Raw genomic sequence first — 15,407 nt, 5'->3', positions numbered from 1 at the left:
TGCTGGAGTCAAATCAAACCGATTTGGACTTGTTGCGGCGGCGGGCGATAGCGCCCATCAAACCCAGGCCAGCCAGGAGCATGGCGTAGCTTTCTGGTTCTGGAACAGGCGTTACTTCGGGGAAGGGTGTGTTGCTGACCGACAAGCTTCCAGTGAAGCCGACCGTCGAGCCGCCGATGGCATTGCCGGTCAGGACAATCGTGTGCATGGTGTTGGTGATGCTGCTGGCGTTGAATTGCCACAGGTCAGCACCAATCACGCCTGGAACCGAGAAGTTCACGATGGGGGTGAATGCCATGCCGTCAAACGTGGCGCCGGTCACATCGTAACCAACACCGGTGAAGTTGGCTGACAGCAAAGAGCTGACGCTGATGACGCCAGCAGGCAGAAAGGTCAGGTCGAGGCTGAAGGTGTTGGTGGTTGCGGAGCCGCTGAACGCGCCTGAAAAGGTTGTTGCGTCAGTTTGTGTCAATGAGACCGCTGTTACAGCGGAGGCAAAAGACGAAGCCGCAACCAGTGCTGCGGCGAGGATGAGTGATTTGAGTTTCATGGTGTTCCCTTGGAAAGGCAGTGTTAGGTAAACCAATAATAGGATTCACTACTTTCCGCGTCTATAGTCCATTCGGACTAACCCTATGTCATTTTGGCGACATATTAACCCCCGGATTCCACGCTGAACGCCGCATGCTGGTCTTGTCCCAGCAGGGTGACGAGCTGTGGCAGGGCGGTTTGCAGGCTGGCTTTCAGGGTGTGGGGCGGGTTGATGATGAACATGCCGCTCGCTGGCAGGCCGGGGCGGATCACCTCGCCCGCTTCATCGGAGGTTAATTTGCTGGACTTGACGGTGAGTGTGGCGTTTAGCCAGCTCTTGCCTGCTTTGTTGGCCAGGGTTTTGAGTTTGCGGGGGATGTCATGCGCCTCAGGGCGGGGAATGAGCGGGTACCAGACGGCGTAGGTGCCGGTGGCAAAGCGCACGAGCGCGTCGGCCACCATCGCCACCACACGGCTGTAGTCGTTTTTGATTTCGTAACTGGGGTCGCACAGCACCAGGGCGCGGCGCGCGGGTGGCGGCAGGAATTTCTTGATGCCCTCAAAGCCGTCTTCACGCAGCACGGCTACCTGGCGACCGGCTTCGAGCTGGGCGATGTTGGCGGTGAGTGTTTTGACGTCGGTGGGGTGCAGCTCAAACAGTTTGAGTTTGTCGCGGTCGCCCTCCAGCAGGCGCTGGATGATGAATGGCGAGCCGGGGTAGACCTTGTGGCTGCCTTTGTTATTGAAGCTGGCGACGAACTCGATGTAGTCCTTGAGGGCGGGCGCGAGGTTGCCGGTGATGGCTTTGACTGCGGCGGCTGCTTTTTTGTCAGCGGGTGGCGGGCCGTTGAGTGCCGCCAGCAGCTTGAGAAAGCCGTCGGCCGCCTCGCCGCTGGTTTCGGCGTAGTCGCCGTCAAGGCGGTACAGACCGGCCCCGGCGTGGGTGTCGAATACCGTGAGTGCGGTGTCTTTTTGTCGCAGATGGCGCAGGATGGCAATCAGGACAGTGTGTTTGAGGACGTCGGCATGATTGCCGGCATGAAAGGCGTGGCGGTAACTAAACATAACGAATTTTAACCGCCTGGCGGCGAAATTTGTATAATAGAAGGCTTCGCAGCGCTTTTGTGGCTCCGCGGCGAAGCTTGAACCCCACCTAAGAGATTCCCGTCAGAGGAACGCCGACCGTGGAAAAGAGCCCGACAAACCCTCCTTTAAAAAGAGAAATCTCATGACCAAAACTTTCAGCGCCAAATCCGCTGACGTGGTGCACGAGTGGTTTGTGGTTGACGCGACCGATAAGGTCCTCGGACGAGTAGCCAGCGAAGTTGCTCTCCGTTTACGCGGCAAACACAAGGCCATTTACACGCCTCACGTCGATACCGGTGACTTCATCATCGTTATCAACACATCTCAACTGCGTGTGACTGGCGCCAAGCCAATCGACAAAGTGTATTACAGCCACTCCGGCTACCCAGGTGGCATTTCTGCCATCAACTTCCGTGACATGCAAGCCAAGTTCCCCGGCCGCGCTTTGGAAAAAGCCGTCAAGGGTATGTTGCCTAAAGGCCCTCTGGGCTATGCCATGATCAAGAAGCTCAAGGTTTATGGTGGTGCTGAGCATCCTCATACCGCCCAGCAGCCCAAAGTGTTGGATATCGCCGGCATTTCTGGCGATGCAGTCAAAAGGGAGTCCGCCAAATGATCGGTGAATGGAACAACGGTACCGGCCGTCGCAAATCTAGCGTCGCCCGTGTTTTCCTGAAAAAAGGCTCCGGCCAAATCGTGGTCAATGGCAAAGACATCTCCAAGTTTTTTGGACGTGGCACTTCCATCATGATTTGCAAGCAACCCCTGTTGCTGACCAATCACGCTGAAACGTTTGACATCATGGTCAACGTGGCAGGCGGCGGTGAGTCTGGCCAGGCGGGCGCTGTGCGCCACGGTATCACCCGTGCCCTGATTGACTACGATGCAACGCTCAAGTCCGAGCTGAGCAAAGCTGGTTTCGTCACGCGTGATGCACGTGAAGTCGAGCGTAAGAAGGTCGGCTTCCACGGTGCTCGCCGTCGCAAGCAGTTCAGCAAGCGTTAATTTCCCAAAGAAATTTCGCCAACGAATTGTTGCGAACCAAACAGCCGCCAGAACGCAAGTTCTGGCGGCTGTTTGCATTGGGGCTGCTAGACTCGGCGCCCTATGCGACTTCGCCTCATCCTTCGCCGCCTGACTGTCAGTGCCCCTCGCATGGCGGTGCGCAGTGCCCTGCCCTGGCCGTTTCGCTGGGTGGTGCTGGCGGTTGTTTTTGGGTTTTGCGCAGCCATTGGTTTGTGGGCTTTCGAGTTTGGCAAGAGCATTGCGGGTCTTGACCGGGGGACCCGGGAAGAGTTGCAGCAAACCCGGACCGCTTTGGCCGTGTTGCAGGCCGAGGTGGTCATTTTGAATGCTGCGCGGGAAAAGGCGCAGTCCGTTGCCAACACCGCTGACACGCTGTTGACCTCGGAAAAAGTGGCCCAGGAGCGCCTGGTGGCGCAGATCAAACAACTGGAAGCGGACAACCGGACGCTGCGCGATGACCTGGGATTTTTCGAAAAACTGATACCTGCCACGGGTGCCGAGGGGCTTGCGATTCGCAGTTTGCAAGCCGAGGTGATGGATGCCCGGGAAGTAAAATGGCAGGTGCTGGTGATTCAGGCCCAGAAGAGTCCGCCGGAGTTCAACGGGCAACTGGACCTGAGCTTCACAGGGTTGCTCAATGGCAAGCCGTGGACCGCCAGCTTGCCCGGTGGCGCGCAGGCTTTCAAGGTGAAGCAGTATGGCCGCCTGGAAGGTGTTTTTGAGTTGCCACCGCAAGTGGTGATCAAAGGCTTGACCGCAAAAATCATGGATGGTGCGACGACCAAAGCGGTTCAGTCCATCAAGCTCTAACAAGTGGCAAACATCAACGAAACCTGAATACACAACATGTTCAACAAGAAAAAGCAGCCTCCCATCAAAAGCCTGATCGCCGAAGGCAGTCACATTGATGGCAATTTCAGGTTTGTTGACGGTTTGCGCATTGATGGGGCGTTGGTGGGCAATGTCAGTGGCAATACCGATCATGCGAGCATTCTGGTGATTTCAGAGTCGGCGTCGGTGACCGGAGAGGTTCGGGCCGATCACATCATCATCAACGGCGCCGTGAACGGTCCGGTGCACGCCCGTGTGATGCTGGAGTTGCAACCCAAGGCGCGCATCACCGGGGATGTGCACTACACGGCGCTGGAAATGCACCAGGGCGCCCTCATTGCCGGACTGTTATGCCCCATGGTGGGCGGCGTTGCCAAGGGTGACAAGGGTGATGAGGAAAAGCCCACACTGAAACTAGCGGCAAATAACCAGTAAGTGAATTCCTGAGCGATTTGCTGTAGTATTAAATGATAGATCTCGAAATAAAGGATTCCCCATGAGCGCCGTTGCTGAAAACATCCAGACTGAAATGCCAACCCCGATTCTCTTCACGGACAGTGCTGCTGCAAAAGTTGCTGACCTGATTGCTGAAGAAGGCAATCCTGACCTGAAATTGCGCGTGTTTGTGCAGGGTGGCGGTTGTTCCGGCTTTCAGTATGGTTTCACGTTTGATGAAATCACCAATGAAGACGACACCATCATGAGCAAAAATGGCGTGTCTTTGTTGATTGATGCCATGAGCTACCAGTACCTGCTGGGTGCCGAAATTGACTACAAGGAAGACTTGCAGGGTGCGCAGTTTGTGATCAAGAATCCCAATGCCACGAGCACCTGCGGTTGCGGTTCGAGCTTTTCGACCTGATGAACCGGCCCGGCCTCACGCCGGGTAGATAGCACCGAGTATGCGGGCGCCTTTGGCGCCCGTTACTGTTTGTAGGCTCAAAGCCTCACGTAAGATGGTTTTGCGAGCCAGCCAGGCAAAGGCTGCGGCCTCGACCTGCAACGGCGGTAGGCCGTGGACGTGGGACGATTCCACTTGCAAGGTGGGCAGAAGTGCCTGCAGTCGCGACATCAGATGGGCATTGAACGCGCCACCCCCACAGACAATCAGATTTTTGCTCTCATTTCCGTAGCGCTCTACGCTGGAGGCGCATGCGCTTGCGGTGAGTTCGGTCAAGGTAGCCTGAACATCCACGGGTGACAGGGTTTTGAATGGGTCGAGTTTGCCCGCCAGCCAGGCTGGGTTGAACAGGTCGCGCCCGGTGCTTTTGGGGGCGGGCTGGGCGAAGTAGGGTTCGTCCAGCAGTGCGTCCAGCAGGCCGCTGTGAACCTGGCCAGCTGCGGCCCAGGCGCCGTCGGCGTCATACGGGTGACCGAGGTGTTGCAGGCACCAGGCGTCCATCAGGGCGTTGCCCGGCCCGCAGTCAAAGCCGAGTACGTCATCGGCCAGTCTGGGGCCTAAAACGGTCAGGTTGGAAATACCGCCGATGTTGAGCGTGGCGACGGTCTCACCCGCGCGCCCAAACACAGACTGGTGAAAGGCGGGGACGAGGGGGGCGCCCTGGCCGCCCGCGGCAACGTCACGGCTGCGAAAGTCGGCCACGACGTCAATGCCGGTGAGTTCTGCCAGCAAGGCGGGGTTGTTGAGCTGCAGGGTGTAACCGGTGCCATCAAACGACTGTGGCTGGTGGCGTACCGTCTGGCCATGGGCGCCGATGGCGGTGATGGCCGCTGGACTCATGCCTGATGCGCTCAGCAGTTCGGTCACTACGTGGGCGTAGGTTCGCACCAGCGCATTGCCAGCCAGTGCCGCACGGTGAAGCTCATTGAGCCCGGCGCTGTTGAGCGCCAGCATTTCTTGCGTCAGACCTTGGGAAAAGGGGGCGCTGGCAAAAGCCAGCACTTGCAGGCGGGAGTTGGAGAAGTCGGCCAGTATGCCGTCAACCCCGTCCAGCGAGGTGCCGGACATGAGTCCGATGAACAAGTCCGACACGCTGTGGGCGCCTCGGCCAGGTTACTCGGCGTTTGCCGGTTTCATGATGCCGGCGGCTGCCAGTGCGATGCGGTTGGCCGAAGCCAGACGACCAAACAAAGCCTTCGAGGCGCCGGAAACCGGCGTCGAGCCACCATTGGCCTGGGCAAGTGTGAGAGGGTCTTGGTGGACGCCGTTGACGCGGAACTCAAAGTGCAGATGGGGGCCCGTGGCCCAACCCGTGGAGCCGACGGCTCCGATGTTCTGCCCTTGCGCAATGGTCTCGCCTTTGCGGACGTTGATTTTGCTCAAGTGGGCGTAGATGGTGGTCTGGTTGTTGTTGTGGTCCACCATGACGACATTGCCAAACCCGTTTTGCACACCGGCGAAGGCCACCGTACCGTCACCGATGGTGCGCACGGCGGTACCCGTGGGGGCGGCGTAATCGACGCCCAAATGGGCTTTCCAGATACCCAGAATGGGGTGGAACCGCATTTTGAAGCCACTGGAGACGCGTGAAAATTCCACGGGCGACGCCAGGAAGGAGTGGCGCAGGCTCTGGCCATCCAGGGTGAAATAGGAGCCTTTGCCCGTGGTCATGGGGTCCTGAAACCACATGGCGGTCGACGTTTTGCCAGCGTTCACGAACTCGGCGCTCAGGATGCGGCCGGAGCGAATGGGCTCACCATCGGCTTCCAGGGTTTCGTACACCACCGAAAACCGGTCACCTTTGCGCAAGGCGCGGTGAAAGTCGATGTTGCCCGAGAAAATATCAGCCAGCTGGTTCGCCACGGCATCAGGAATGTCGGCGTCATCGGTCGCCGCAAACAGGGTGGTGCTGATGGTGCCGCTGGCAAGCTTGGATGAACTGGTCAGCGCGGCGGTTTCGATGCGGGACTGAAAGCCCTGGGGGGTGCGCTCAATCACGAGCCGCTTGAAGTTGTCGTCGCCTGCGTTGCTCCAGCGGGAGGTCAGCTTGACCAGCGTGTTGGTGTCGCTGGCTTCGGCCGTGACGTTGCGGCCACGATGTTCCAGCAACAGCCGGGCGGTGTCATTGGTGCGCAGAAACTGGACCGCGACCAGGTCGTTGACCCCCAGGCGTTTGAGCAGGGTGGCCGGGGTGTCTGTGGCGCGGGTGACGTCGGTGCGAAACAGGTTGAGGGCGAGCGCACCGATGTCGGTTGTCGTGGTCAAGGCCTGCGGTTGAATAGTTTCAACCACTTCACGCACGAGCACATCGGAGGCTTCGGTTTCAAGGGAGGCCAGCGCAAATGCGCCGCCACCGCCGCCCAGCATGAACGCCGCAAGGACGGCGGTGACGCGTTTAGGGTGGTGTTCGAGGGACTGACGGGCAAAACTCAGCAGGGCGTTGACGCCGGTAACAAGGCTGTTAATCAAAAGAAGTCTTCCAAATTTGGTTTGGTTTGAGCGCAACAGACCAGGTGCCGGTGCCGCCAAGGGACTTAGCCACTTAAAATCCAGGGCTAGGGAGGAGCGCAATTATAACTTCCCTGACCTTTGTTGTACCAAGAAAAACCCTTATGAATCAAGCACTGGCTACCCAATTTCCTGTAACAGACCGTGTCCGGGAGGCGCTGGCCGTGACCCTGCGGGGCTGTGAAGAATTGATTCCTCAGGAGGATTGGCTCAAAAAACTGGCCCGATCCGAGGCCACGGGCACGCCGCTGCGTGTCAAGTTGGGGCTGGACCCGACGGCGCCGGACATCCACATTGGCCATACCGTGGTGTTGAACAAGATGCGCCAGTTGCAGGATTTGGGGCATACCGTTATTTTCCTGATTGGGGACTTCACCACCCTGATTGGGGACCCGTCGGGCCGCAACACCACCCGCCCGCCGCTGACGCGGGAGCAGATTGAGGTGAACGCGCAGACCTACTACCGGCAGGCCTCGATGGTGCTGGACCCGGCCAAAACCGAAATTCGCTACAACAGCGAGTGGGGTGACAACCTGGGTTCGCGCGGCATGATCGAGCTGGCGGCCAAGTACACGGTGGCACGCATGATGGAGCGCAACGATTTTCATGACCGTTTCAAGTCGGGCACGTCGATCAGCGTGCACGAGTTTTTATACCCGTTGATGCAGGGTTACGACTCGGTGGCCTTGAAGAGCGATCTGGAACTGGGGGGGACAGACCAGAAGTTCAATTTGCTGATGGGGCGCCACCTGCAGGCCGAGTATGGCCAGGAGCCGCAGTGCATTTTGACCATGCCGTTGCTGGAAGGCCTGGATGGCGTTGACAAAATGTCCAAGAGCAAGAACAACTACATCGGCATCTCGGAAGACGCCAATACGATGTTTGCCAAAGTACTGAGCATTTCGGACGTGCTGATGTGGCGTTGGTACACCTTGCTGAGCTTCAGGAGCGAAGCCGACATTGCGGTCCTGAAGGCCGAGGTGGAAGCTGGCCGCAACCCGAAAGACGCCAAGGTGGCGCTGGCCAAGGAAATCACGGCGCGGTTCCACTCGCATGCAGCAGCCGATGCGGCCGAGCAGGATTTCATGAACCGCAGCAAGGGCGGTGTGCCGGACGACATTGCCGAGGTGGCCCTGCCGTTGGGCGAGGGTGGGGCGCAGGTGGGTATTGGCGCTTTGCTCAAAATGGCGGGGCTGGCCGCGTCCAGCGGCGAAGGCAACCGCCTGATTGACGGCGGCGGTGTGCGCATTGACTCAGGTGTGGTCAGTGACAAAGGCCTGAAATTGGGAGCCGGAACCTACGTGGTGCAGGTGGGCAAGCGCAAGTTTGCCAAGGTCACGCTGGCTTGAAGGGCAATGATTTGAAGGACTTGGAATGAAACAACAGCAGGCCCGCGCGTGATCGCGGTTTTGCAGCGCGTAAGTGAAGCACAGGTGGTGATTGACGGCGCAATCGTGGGTGCGATTGGCGCTGGACTGTTGGTGCTGCTGTGTGCCGAACGGGGCGACTCAGAGGCGCAGGGCGACAAGATGCTGGCGAAAATCCTGAAGCTGCGCATCTTCAGCGATGAGGCGGGCAAGATGAACCGCAGCGTTCAGGACATGGACGGTCAGGGCGCTGCAGGTGGCCTGCTGGTGGTGAGCCAGTTCACCTTGGCTGCTGACGCGTCCGGTGGTAACCGACCCAGTTTCACGCGTGCGGCGTTGCCTGATGAGGGGCGGCGCCTGTACGACTACTTTGTGAATCAGGCCAAAGCGGTACATCCGGTGGTGCACACGGGAGAGTTTGGCGCGGATATGAAAGTCCACTTGGTGAACGACGGCCCGGTGACGATACCGCTGCGATTTATTTCAGCCTCGTGAGGAGCTTTGCTATGAGTATGCGGTGGCAGCCACCAAGGGGTTGGCGATGTGACAGGTATTGGTTTTTTACAATAAACCATATAAACTGTATATCTCGTTTAAAAAAGGAAAATCCATCATGACAGCCACCGAAAAGACCACCGAAATATCCGGTGCCGTGACGCCAAATGCCGTCACGCCAGCACCCTTAAAGGCTGCAACCGTGTTAACCGTGACCAGGCCAGTAACGACCGCTGTCGTTCCACCCGCAGCAAAGCGAGCAGTCAAAAAACCATTGGCCACCACCAAGACAGCCGCTAAGTCCGAGTCAACGACTGTTGCCAAGCCCGTAGCTAAGCCAAATGCAAAGTCAGTTGCAAAAAAACCCGCTAAAGCATCGCCAAAGCTCGCACCCAAAGCAGCGGTAAAAGCAGCAGTTAAGGCACCAGCCAAGGCAGCAGTCAGTGCTGCGCAAAAAGGCAAAGCGGCCAAGGACGCCAAGGCGAAGAAGCCAAAACTGGTGCGCGACAGCTTCACTATTCCCAAAGCTGAATACACCGTCTTGGACGACCTCAAGCAGCGCGCAGGAAAACTTGCCAGCGCCGTCAAGAAGAGTGAATTGATTCGGGCAGGTGTCAAGGCCCTGGCCGCCATGTCAGATGTAGCATTTTTGACTGCGTTGAAAGCCGTACCCACCATCAAAACGGGCCGTCCTTCAAAAGCCAAGACTTGATAGCAGCGCGTTGAGTCTTGAAAAAACGGTCACCATTTTAAAAACCATCTTGGAGTTGGGCCGAAATAAAGTTAGGCCACACTTCCCTCGAATCAAAGTGTGGCCGAGTTGATGGAGCTGGGTATAGCGGCCTGATTTCGTTAAATGGATCAAAAACTTGCGCTTGATGAACTCGCATGGGTTGCCGCAATAAAACCGTCATATCCCTGCAATAGACTAAGTTTTTTAGCGAAAAAATTTATATATGGCGGCGCAAATTCTTGTGGTGGAAGACGATCTCGGAATCCAGGAACTGATTGAAATCAATCTTTCACGTGCGGGTCATGTTGTTCAAATTGCCGCTAACGCCGAAATGGGACATGGGCTTGTGCTGGAGTCTTTGCCAGACCTGATATTAATTGACTGGATGCTGCCCGGCATGTCTGGAATCGATTTCGCGCGTCTTTTGCGATCCGAGCCTCGCACACGCAATGTCTCGATCATCATGCTAACCGCGCGGGATGACGAGCGTGACAAGATCACCGGCCTTGAGGTTGGTGCTGATGACTACGTCACCAAACCTTTTTCTCCCCGAGAACTGCTTGCCCGTATTGCGGCGGTGCTTCGTCGTCGTGTTCCTCAGGTGACCGAAAATACAGTCGAAGCGGGTGGTCTGCGTCTGGATCCGGCAGCTCAGCGTGTCACCGCTGCTGGAGCGGATGTGGCGCTTGGTCCTACAGAGTTTCGCTTGCTTCATTTCTTTATGACACACGCTGATCGGGTTTACAGCCGTGCTCAGCTTTTAGACCAGGTTTGGGGCGATCATTTCTATGGTGAAGAGCGCACAGTAGATGTCCACATCCGTCGGTTGCGCGTCGCTATCGAGGGGGGCGGCCACGATGAGCTGATTCAGACTGTCCGCGGTAGTGGTTACAGCTTTTCTGCCGGTGGGCGATGAGCCATTGATGGGGTACGCGGCAAGCCGTAATTAATTCGTGGGTAAGTTCACTGAATGCTGCCTCGCTGCCGTGCATAGATTTTCAATACGGCTGGCACATAGCGGGTAGTTTCAGGAAAGGGCGGAATACGCCTTCCGTGCGCCAGGACCGCGCCAGCTCCGGCGTTGTAAGCAGCTAGCGCCAACTCTTTGTTTTCTGAAAATTGATCGAGCAGATCTCGTAACAGATGTGCTCCTCCCTGCAAATTCTGCTTCACATTCATAGGATCTGTCAGGCCGTAACGACGCGCCGTGGCGGGCATCAATTGCATCAGACCCATCGCGCCTTTGGGTGAAATGGCGTTTGGGTTGTAACCCGATTCGACCTCGATTACCGCATGGAGCAAGGCGGCTTCGATGCGGCTGGACTGCGCCGCCGAACTGATAGCTTCTTCAAAATGATGTTTTTCAATGCGCCGTACTGGATCGCCCGGTTTTACTTTGCTTCGTATAGACGCGTCCCCGTTGGTACGCAGCAGTAATCTGAACCGCGCGTCCGTGGGTTGATCGCTGAAATGAGAGGTCCCATCCTCGGCAATGAACTGAAACACATCGGCCGAGGCGGGGGTCGCCGAACAGACGCCGACGACACACAAAATGGTGGCCATAACAGTTGATTCGAAGACGCGATTACCTTGCACCTTTGACCGTCCTTGGGTAGGGGTAATAGCGAATGATCACGGCTGGTGATTTTGACACTGTGATGTTACGGAAATATTTCAACTCCAGAAGTGGTGGATTAATTTTTTCGTAACAAAACCGTCACAGCCGACCTCTAGACTTCATCTTGTGCTTGATCTTGATCGGCGCCCCAGTTGCGCTGTTTGGTTACCAACAAGACGGCCATAGACCGTTAAAACACAACACCCCCATATGACACAGATTCAAACCCTGGGCGCCCGACGTGCCGCCGGATTCACCCTGCTGGAACTGCTCGTTGTGATGGTAATCATCGGCATGCTGGCTGGCTTTGTGGCGCCAAAATTCTTCGCACAAATTGGCAAGTCAGAGACAAAGACTGCCCGTGCCCAGATCGATGCGCTGGAGAAGTCTCTCGATCAATATCGTTTGGATGTGGGGCACTATCCAAGCACTGAGCAGGGATTGCCGGCGTTGAATGAACGGCCTGCAGGCGAAGCGAAATGGTCGGGTCCGTACCTCAAAAAGACGGTGCCACTTGATCCTTGGTCGCATCCCTATATTTACAAATTCCCAGGCGAACATGGCGAATTTGACCTCTACTCCTACGCCAAGGATGGTCAGCCTGGCGGTAGTGGCGAGGCGGAAGACATCGTGAGCTGGTGAGCATGCACTTCTTGGTCAAAACCTTGAAATCAGACACGGGTATTGGTGTCACGATGCTGGAAGCCATTGATGCCGCCGATGCCCGGCGACAGGTTGCCGCGCTTGGCCATGCCGTACTGTCAGTCGCGCCTGCGCCGCTGTTAAGCCGCATGCGTGCGTCGGGCTCCACGCGTTTTCCGCTCCTGCTTTTCAGTCAGGAACTGTTGTCCCTGCTCGATTCGGGGATCACCATCGTGGAAGCCATCGAGACACTCGCCGAAAAGGAAAATCGACCCGCTGTGCGCACGGTGCTCTTGAGAATTGTTGCGTCACTTCGCGAAGGCAAGCCGTTCTCGGCCACGCTTGAAGACGTGCCGCAAGCCTTTCCGCCGCTGTATGTCGCCACCGTTCGGGCCAGCGAACGCACCAGCGGCCTGGGCGAAGCGCTGGGTCGTTACATCGCTTATGCCACTCAACTTGAAACGCTTCGCGGGCGGCTCGTCAGTGCCGCGATCTACCCGGCGTTGCTCGTGGCTGTCAGTGGCTTGGTCATTCTATTTTTAATGGGCTACGTCGTGCCGCGCTTCTCACATATTTACGAAGACATGGGCGGTGATTTGCCGTTTCTTTCTCGCCTTTTGTTGCAGTGGGGACTGGTCGTTGAAAAGTACTGGCCGATGTTGATAGGTCTTGCGGCCGCACTGGTGGTTGCCGCTGTCAATGGTGGTGGCCGTATGGTGGCGCAACGCGTGGTGGTCCTGATGTGGCGTATTCCGGCCATTGGCGAGCGAATGCGCGTGTTTCAGCTGGCGCGTTTGTACCGCACGCTGGGCATGTTGTTACGTGGCGGGATCGCTATCGTTCCTGCGCTGGACATGGTGGCCGGGCTGCTTTCCGCCGCCCTGCAAACGCGTCTTGCGAATGCGACGAAAAGTATCCGCGAGGGCAACACGATATCGCACGCGTTTGAGTTGGACGGCCTAACCACCGCTGTCGCGCTGCGCATGTTGCGGGTTGGCGAACGCGCGGGAAACATGGGCGAGATGATGGAGCGAATTGCGGCCTTTCACGATGAGGAAATGGCGCGCTGGGCAGAGTGGGTAACCCGCCTGCTCGGGCCTGTGTTGATGCTGCTGATGGGGCTTGTGATCGGCGGTGTCGTGATTCTCATGTATTTGCCAATATTCCAATTGGCCGAAAGCATTCGATGAACGCCCGCCAAGACATCAACTACTTCGCTGAGCCGTTCTCTTCAGTGGAGATTGGAACTGCTCGCACACTCGCCAAGGCGAGGGGCGGCCGCCTGATCGATGCACTGGATGAAGCGAGCGCATTGAGCGCGGAGGTGTTTATAGCGCGGCTTGCCCTGACAGCTCGTCTGAGTGCTTTTCGTCTGAGCGAGATGGATGTGCTTCAACCAGCCTTTGATCTCCTTCCCTACGGTGAAGCCTTACAGCGTGAATGCCTGCTGTTTCGGCGCGACCCCGAAAATTTGGTCATGATCGTTGCCGACCCCTTCAACCTGTCGCTTCGCGACTGGGCGGAGGAGCACATTCGTGCCCGGCTGGAAATTCGCCTGGCCCATGGCAGCGATATTGCGGCCTACCTCGCCCGCCATGAGGAAACCCTGCGCGCGATGGATGGCATCGTGTCTATGCAGCAATCGGATCAGCAAGGGAGCGGCGCTGAAGACATATCGCTCAAAAGCATCAGTGAAGACGCAAGCCCCGTGGTGCGCCTGGTCAATTCGACGCTCTACGATGCACTCAAGGCCGGTGCCAGCGACATCCATCTGGAAACGGCACCGAGCGGTATTTTCATCAAATACCGCATCGATGGCGTGCTGGCCAGCGTTGGTGGGACCCAGGGGGCTGACAACGCTGAGCAGATCATCTCCCGCATCAAGGTGATGGCCGAACTCGACATTGCAGAGCGGCGCGTGCCCCAGGACGGGCGTTTCAAAGTCTCTGCCAGCGGTCGCGAGATCGACATCCGCGTGTCCATCATGCCCAGCATTCACGGCGAAGATGCCGTTCTGCGTATCCTTGACAAACAGCGCCTGTCTGACAAAGTCGTGGGACTCAGGCTGGAATCCCTGGGGTTTGATGCCGCCACCATGGCTGCCTTGAACCGGCTATCTGCCGAGCCCTATGGCATGTTGCTCGCCACCGGTCCAACAGGCAGCGGCAAGACGACGACTCTGTATGCCGCCATCAACGAGATCAATCATGGGCACGACAAGATCGTCACCATTGAAGATCCGGTCGAATACCAGTTGCCGGGTGTTTTGCAAATTCCGGTGAACGAAAAAAAGGGACTCACCTTTGCACGTGGATTGCGTTCCATCCTGCGCCACGATCCTGACAAGATCATGGTCGGTGAAATCCGCGACGGCGAGACGGCGCAGATTGCCGTGCAGGCCGCGCTGACCGGTCACCTCGTGCTCACGACGGTGCATGCGAATAACGTTTTTGATGTGTTGGGGCGCTTCACGCACATGGGCGTGGACCCCTACAGCCTGGTGGCAGCACTCAACGGTATCGTGGCGCAGCGCCTGGTTCGGATGAGTTGTATTCATTGTTTGGAGAGCGATGCACCTGATGCCGCTTTACTTGCGGCTTCGGGAATCACCGACGTGACTGGTTTTAACTTTCGAGCCGGGCGTGGCTGTGCGCAATGCCGTGGCACCGGATTCAAGGGTCGCAAGGCCGTGGCCGAAGTGCTGATTCTGGATGATGAGTTGCGGGAAATGATCGTCGCCCGCGAACCGGTTCGCCGTATCAAGGAAGCGGCTTATCGAAAGGGCACGCGCCTGCTGCGCGATGTTGGACTGGACCTTGTGCGGAACGGGGAAACCACCTTGCAGGAGCTTAATCGTGTGGTTGCCTAAATCCCGGGTGCTGAATATTGCACTTTCGGCCCAGCAGGTGTCGCTCGTCAAAACGGGCGGCTTGGGGTCGCGTGCATCTTCTGTTTGTCGCACTGTTACTTTGCCTCAAAGCGATGATGCTGCGCCCTGGCGCCCCGCTATTTCGGCGTTGGCGAAGATGCTGTCCGAACCTGGCGCCAGCAAGTCAACCGTGAATATCGTGTTGTCCGGGCGGTTCGTGCGCTGGCAATTGCTGCCATCGCGCCCAGAGCTGACCCGATCGAACGAATTGAAGACCTATGCTGCCCTGCGCTTTGCCGAGACCTTTGGCAAGATTGCTGATACCTGGCAGGTATTGCATTCGTTTCAGCCACCTGGCAAGTCCATGCCAGCCTGTGCCATTGATGTGGCCCTGATGGAGGGGCTGTCCAGCACTTGCAAGGCAGCTGGTGCAAGCCTTGCGTCGGTCACTCCGTACTTCGCTTGCGCGTTCGACCACTGGCGCAGGGTCGTCAATGGAAAAGCGGGCTGGTTTGGTTTGATCGAGTCAGACTGTCTGTCGCTGGGCCTGGTGCAGGGGGACAACTGGCTTGGTTTGCGGACGCAGCGCTTCGACGCAGACTGGCGTGATGTGCTGCCGGGCATGATGGCGCAGATCGGCATTGCCGCCGAACTCGCCGAGGCTTCGGTACCGCTGTATCTGGTTGGCAATGGTGAGTCACCCGTACCCATCCCGGGTCTGCCGTTCGAGTGGCTACAGCCAAAGCCCGTTCAGGAACGCGCCATGGGCGGCTGCCGAATGGCGTTTGGAGTTTGAGGTC

At 57.6% G+C, this 15,407-nt stretch carries 18 protein-coding genes; 13 read left to right on the top strand and 5 right to left on the bottom strand.

Features of this window, described 5'->3' with window-relative positions:
* Positions 1-13 precede the first annotated feature (13 nt).
* Complete coding sequence (locus AC097N_RS18230; RefSeq protein ID WP_479583487.1) at positions 14-550, bottom strand: FxDxF family PEP-CTERM protein; 537 nt, start codon at positions 548-550, stop codon at positions 14-16.
* 104 nt (positions 551-654) lie between these two features.
* Positions 655-1,596 carry a 23S rRNA (adenine(2030)-N(6))-methyltransferase RlmJ gene (locus AC097N_RS18225; RefSeq protein WP_479583486.1) on the bottom strand — a complete coding sequence of 314 codons (942 nt, stop codon included), beginning with the start codon at positions 1,594-1,596 and terminating at the stop codon, positions 655-657.
* A gap of 163 nt (positions 1,597-1,759) precedes the next feature.
* On the opposite strand from AC097N_RS18225, the gene rplM reads away from it, so the two are divergent.
* From rplM to erpA, 5 genes are all read left to right on the top strand, one after another.
* The gene (gene rplM, locus AC097N_RS18220) at positions 1,760-2,233 is read left to right on the top strand and encodes a 50S ribosomal protein L13 (RefSeq protein ID WP_479583485.1); all 474 of its coding nucleotides are present in this window, start codon (positions 1,760-1,762) and stop codon (positions 2,231-2,233) included.
* Positions 2,230-2,622, top strand: a complete 393-nt coding sequence (gene rpsI, locus AC097N_RS18215; RefSeq protein ID WP_114971756.1) for a 30S ribosomal protein S9 — start codon at positions 2,230-2,232, stop codon at positions 2,620-2,622. The genes rplM and rpsI overlap by 4 nt, the downstream gene beginning before the upstream one ends.
* 102 nt (positions 2,623-2,724) lie before the next feature.
* Entirely contained in the window at positions 2,725-3,453 is a 729-nt protein-coding gene (locus AC097N_RS18210; protein ID WP_479583484.1) for a DUF6776 family protein, read from the top strand.
* A 36-nt stretch (positions 3,454-3,489) separates the two neighbouring features.
* On the top strand, positions 3,490-3,909 hold the full coding sequence (locus AC097N_RS18205; protein WP_479583483.1) for a bactofilin family protein: 420 nt from the start codon (positions 3,490-3,492) through the stop codon (positions 3,907-3,909).
* Between the two features lie 61 nt (positions 3,910-3,970).
* Complete coding sequence (gene erpA, locus AC097N_RS18200) at positions 3,971-4,336, top strand: iron-sulfur cluster insertion protein ErpA (protein WP_479583482.1); 366 nt, start codon at positions 3,971-3,973, stop codon at positions 4,334-4,336.
* 15 nt (positions 4,337-4,351) lie between these two features.
* On the opposite strand, the gene AC097N_RS18195 is transcribed toward erpA, so the two are convergent.
* Positions 4,352-5,467 carry an anhydro-N-acetylmuramic acid kinase gene (locus AC097N_RS18195; RefSeq protein ID WP_479583481.1) on the bottom strand — a complete coding sequence of 372 codons (1,116 nt, stop codon included), beginning with the start codon at positions 5,465-5,467 and terminating at the stop codon, positions 4,352-4,354.
* 21 nt (positions 5,468-5,488) lie between these two features.
* Entirely contained in the window at positions 5,489-6,844 is a 1,356-nt protein-coding gene (locus AC097N_RS18190) for a peptidoglycan DD-metalloendopeptidase family protein (RefSeq protein ID WP_479583480.1), read from the bottom strand.
* A 143-nt stretch (positions 6,845-6,987) separates the two neighbouring features.
* Between AC097N_RS18190 and tyrS the strand changes: the two genes are divergently transcribed.
* The 4 genes from tyrS to phoB all read left to right on the top strand — a co-directional run bounded on the left by tyrS (position 6,988) and on the right by phoB (position 10,394).
* Positions 6,988-8,232 carry a tyrosine--tRNA ligase gene (gene tyrS, locus AC097N_RS18185; protein ID WP_479583479.1) on the top strand — a complete coding sequence of 415 codons (1,245 nt, stop codon included), beginning with the start codon at positions 6,988-6,990 and terminating at the stop codon, positions 8,230-8,232.
* A gap of 48 nt (positions 8,233-8,280) precedes the next feature.
* On the top strand, positions 8,281-8,745 hold the full coding sequence (gene dtd / locus AC097N_RS18180) for a D-aminoacyl-tRNA deacylase (RefSeq protein WP_479583478.1): 465 nt from the start codon (positions 8,281-8,283) through the stop codon (positions 8,743-8,745).
* A 118-nt stretch (positions 8,746-8,863) separates the two neighbouring features.
* A complete protein-coding gene (locus AC097N_RS18175; protein WP_479583477.1) occupies positions 8,864-9,457 on the top strand; it encodes a hypothetical protein in 594 nt (197 codons plus the stop codon).
* A 244-nt stretch (positions 9,458-9,701) separates the two neighbouring features.
* Positions 9,702-10,394: a phosphate regulon transcriptional regulator PhoB gene (gene phoB, locus AC097N_RS18170; RefSeq protein ID WP_479583476.1), complete on the top strand. Its 693-nt coding sequence runs from the start codon at positions 9,702-9,704 to the stop codon at positions 10,392-10,394.
* A 47-nt stretch (positions 10,395-10,441) separates the two neighbouring features.
* Here phoB and AC097N_RS18165 read toward each other — a convergent pair whose 3' ends face one another.
* On the bottom strand, positions 10,442-11,041 hold the full coding sequence (locus tag AC097N_RS18165) for a transglycosylase SLT domain-containing protein (protein WP_479583475.1): 600 nt from the start codon (positions 11,039-11,041) through the stop codon (positions 10,442-10,444).
* Positions 11,042-11,306: 265 nt separating this feature from the next.
* Here AC097N_RS18165 and gspG point away from each other — a divergent pair, with 265 nt between their 5' ends.
* Genes gspG through AC097N_RS18145 form a run of 4 tightly spaced genes read left to right on the top strand, consistent with a single transcriptional unit; the run spans position 11,307 to position 15,403 of the window.
* Positions 11,307-11,738 carry a type II secretion system major pseudopilin GspG gene (gene gspG / locus AC097N_RS18160; RefSeq protein WP_479583474.1) on the top strand — a complete coding sequence of 144 codons (432 nt, stop codon included), beginning with the start codon at positions 11,307-11,309 and terminating at the stop codon, positions 11,736-11,738.
* 2 nt (positions 11,739-11,740) lie between these two features.
* Positions 11,741-12,928, top strand: a complete 1,188-nt coding sequence (locus AC097N_RS18155; protein ID WP_479583473.1) for a type II secretion system F family protein — start codon at positions 11,741-11,743, stop codon at positions 12,926-12,928.
* Positions 12,925-14,607 (top strand): GspE/PulE family protein, encoded by a 1,683-nt coding sequence (locus tag AC097N_RS18150; RefSeq protein WP_479583472.1) that lies wholly within the window; start codon positions 12,925-12,927, stop codon positions 14,605-14,607. Before AC097N_RS18155 ends, AC097N_RS18150 begins: the two co-directional genes overlap by 4 nt.
* Positions 14,594-15,403 carry a hypothetical protein gene (locus AC097N_RS18145; RefSeq protein WP_479583471.1) on the top strand — a complete coding sequence of 270 codons (810 nt, stop codon included), beginning with the start codon at positions 14,594-14,596 and terminating at the stop codon, positions 15,401-15,403. Before AC097N_RS18150 ends, AC097N_RS18145 begins: the two co-directional genes overlap by 14 nt.
* The last annotated feature ends 4 nt before the right edge of the window (positions 15,404-15,407 follow it).

Source organism: Rhodoferax sp. LS1R11 (assembly GCF_056521395.1).
Note: the sequence above shows the minus strand (reverse complement) of the source record. Positions and strands in the feature narration are given on the sequence as shown.

Coding starts and splice junctions, on each gene's coding strand:
- AC097N_RS18230 (WP_479583487.1), bottom strand. CDS start 550: ATGAAACTCAAATCACTCATCCTCGCCGCAGCACTGGTTGCGGCTTCG.
- AC097N_RS18225 (WP_479583486.1), bottom strand. CDS start 1,596: ATGTTTAGTTACCGCCACGCCTTTCATGCCGGCAATCATGCCGACGTC.
- rplM (WP_479583485.1), top strand. CDS start 1,760: ATGACCAAAACTTTCAGCGCCAAATCCGCTGACGTGGTGCACGAGTGG.
- rpsI (WP_114971756.1), top strand. CDS start 2,230: ATGATCGGTGAATGGAACAACGGTACCGGCCGTCGCAAATCTAGCGTC.
- AC097N_RS18210 (WP_479583484.1), top strand. CDS start 2,725: ATGCGACTTCGCCTCATCCTTCGCCGCCTGACTGTCAGTGCCCCTCGC.
- AC097N_RS18205 (WP_479583483.1), top strand. CDS start 3,490: ATGTTCAACAAGAAAAAGCAGCCTCCCATCAAAAGCCTGATCGCCGAA.
- erpA (WP_479583482.1), top strand. CDS start 3,971: ATGAGCGCCGTTGCTGAAAACATCCAGACTGAAATGCCAACCCCGATT.
- tyrS (WP_479583479.1), top strand. CDS start 6,988: ATGAATCAAGCACTGGCTACCCAATTTCCTGTAACAGACCGTGTCCGG.
- AC097N_RS18175 (WP_479583477.1), top strand. CDS start 8,864: ATGACAGCCACCGAAAAGACCACCGAAATATCCGGTGCCGTGACGCCA.
- phoB (WP_479583476.1), top strand. CDS start 9,702: ATGGCGGCGCAAATTCTTGTGGTGGAAGACGATCTCGGAATCCAGGAA.
- AC097N_RS18165 (WP_479583475.1), bottom strand. CDS start 11,041: ATGGCCACCATTTTGTGTGTCGTCGGCGTCTGTTCGGCGACCCCCGCC.
- gspG (WP_479583474.1), top strand. CDS start 11,307: ATGACACAGATTCAAACCCTGGGCGCCCGACGTGCCGCCGGATTCACC.
- AC097N_RS18155 (WP_479583473.1), top strand. CDS start 11,741: ATGCACTTCTTGGTCAAAACCTTGAAATCAGACACGGGTATTGGTGTC.
- AC097N_RS18150 (WP_479583472.1), top strand. CDS start 12,925: ATGAACGCCCGCCAAGACATCAACTACTTCGCTGAGCCGTTCTCTTCA.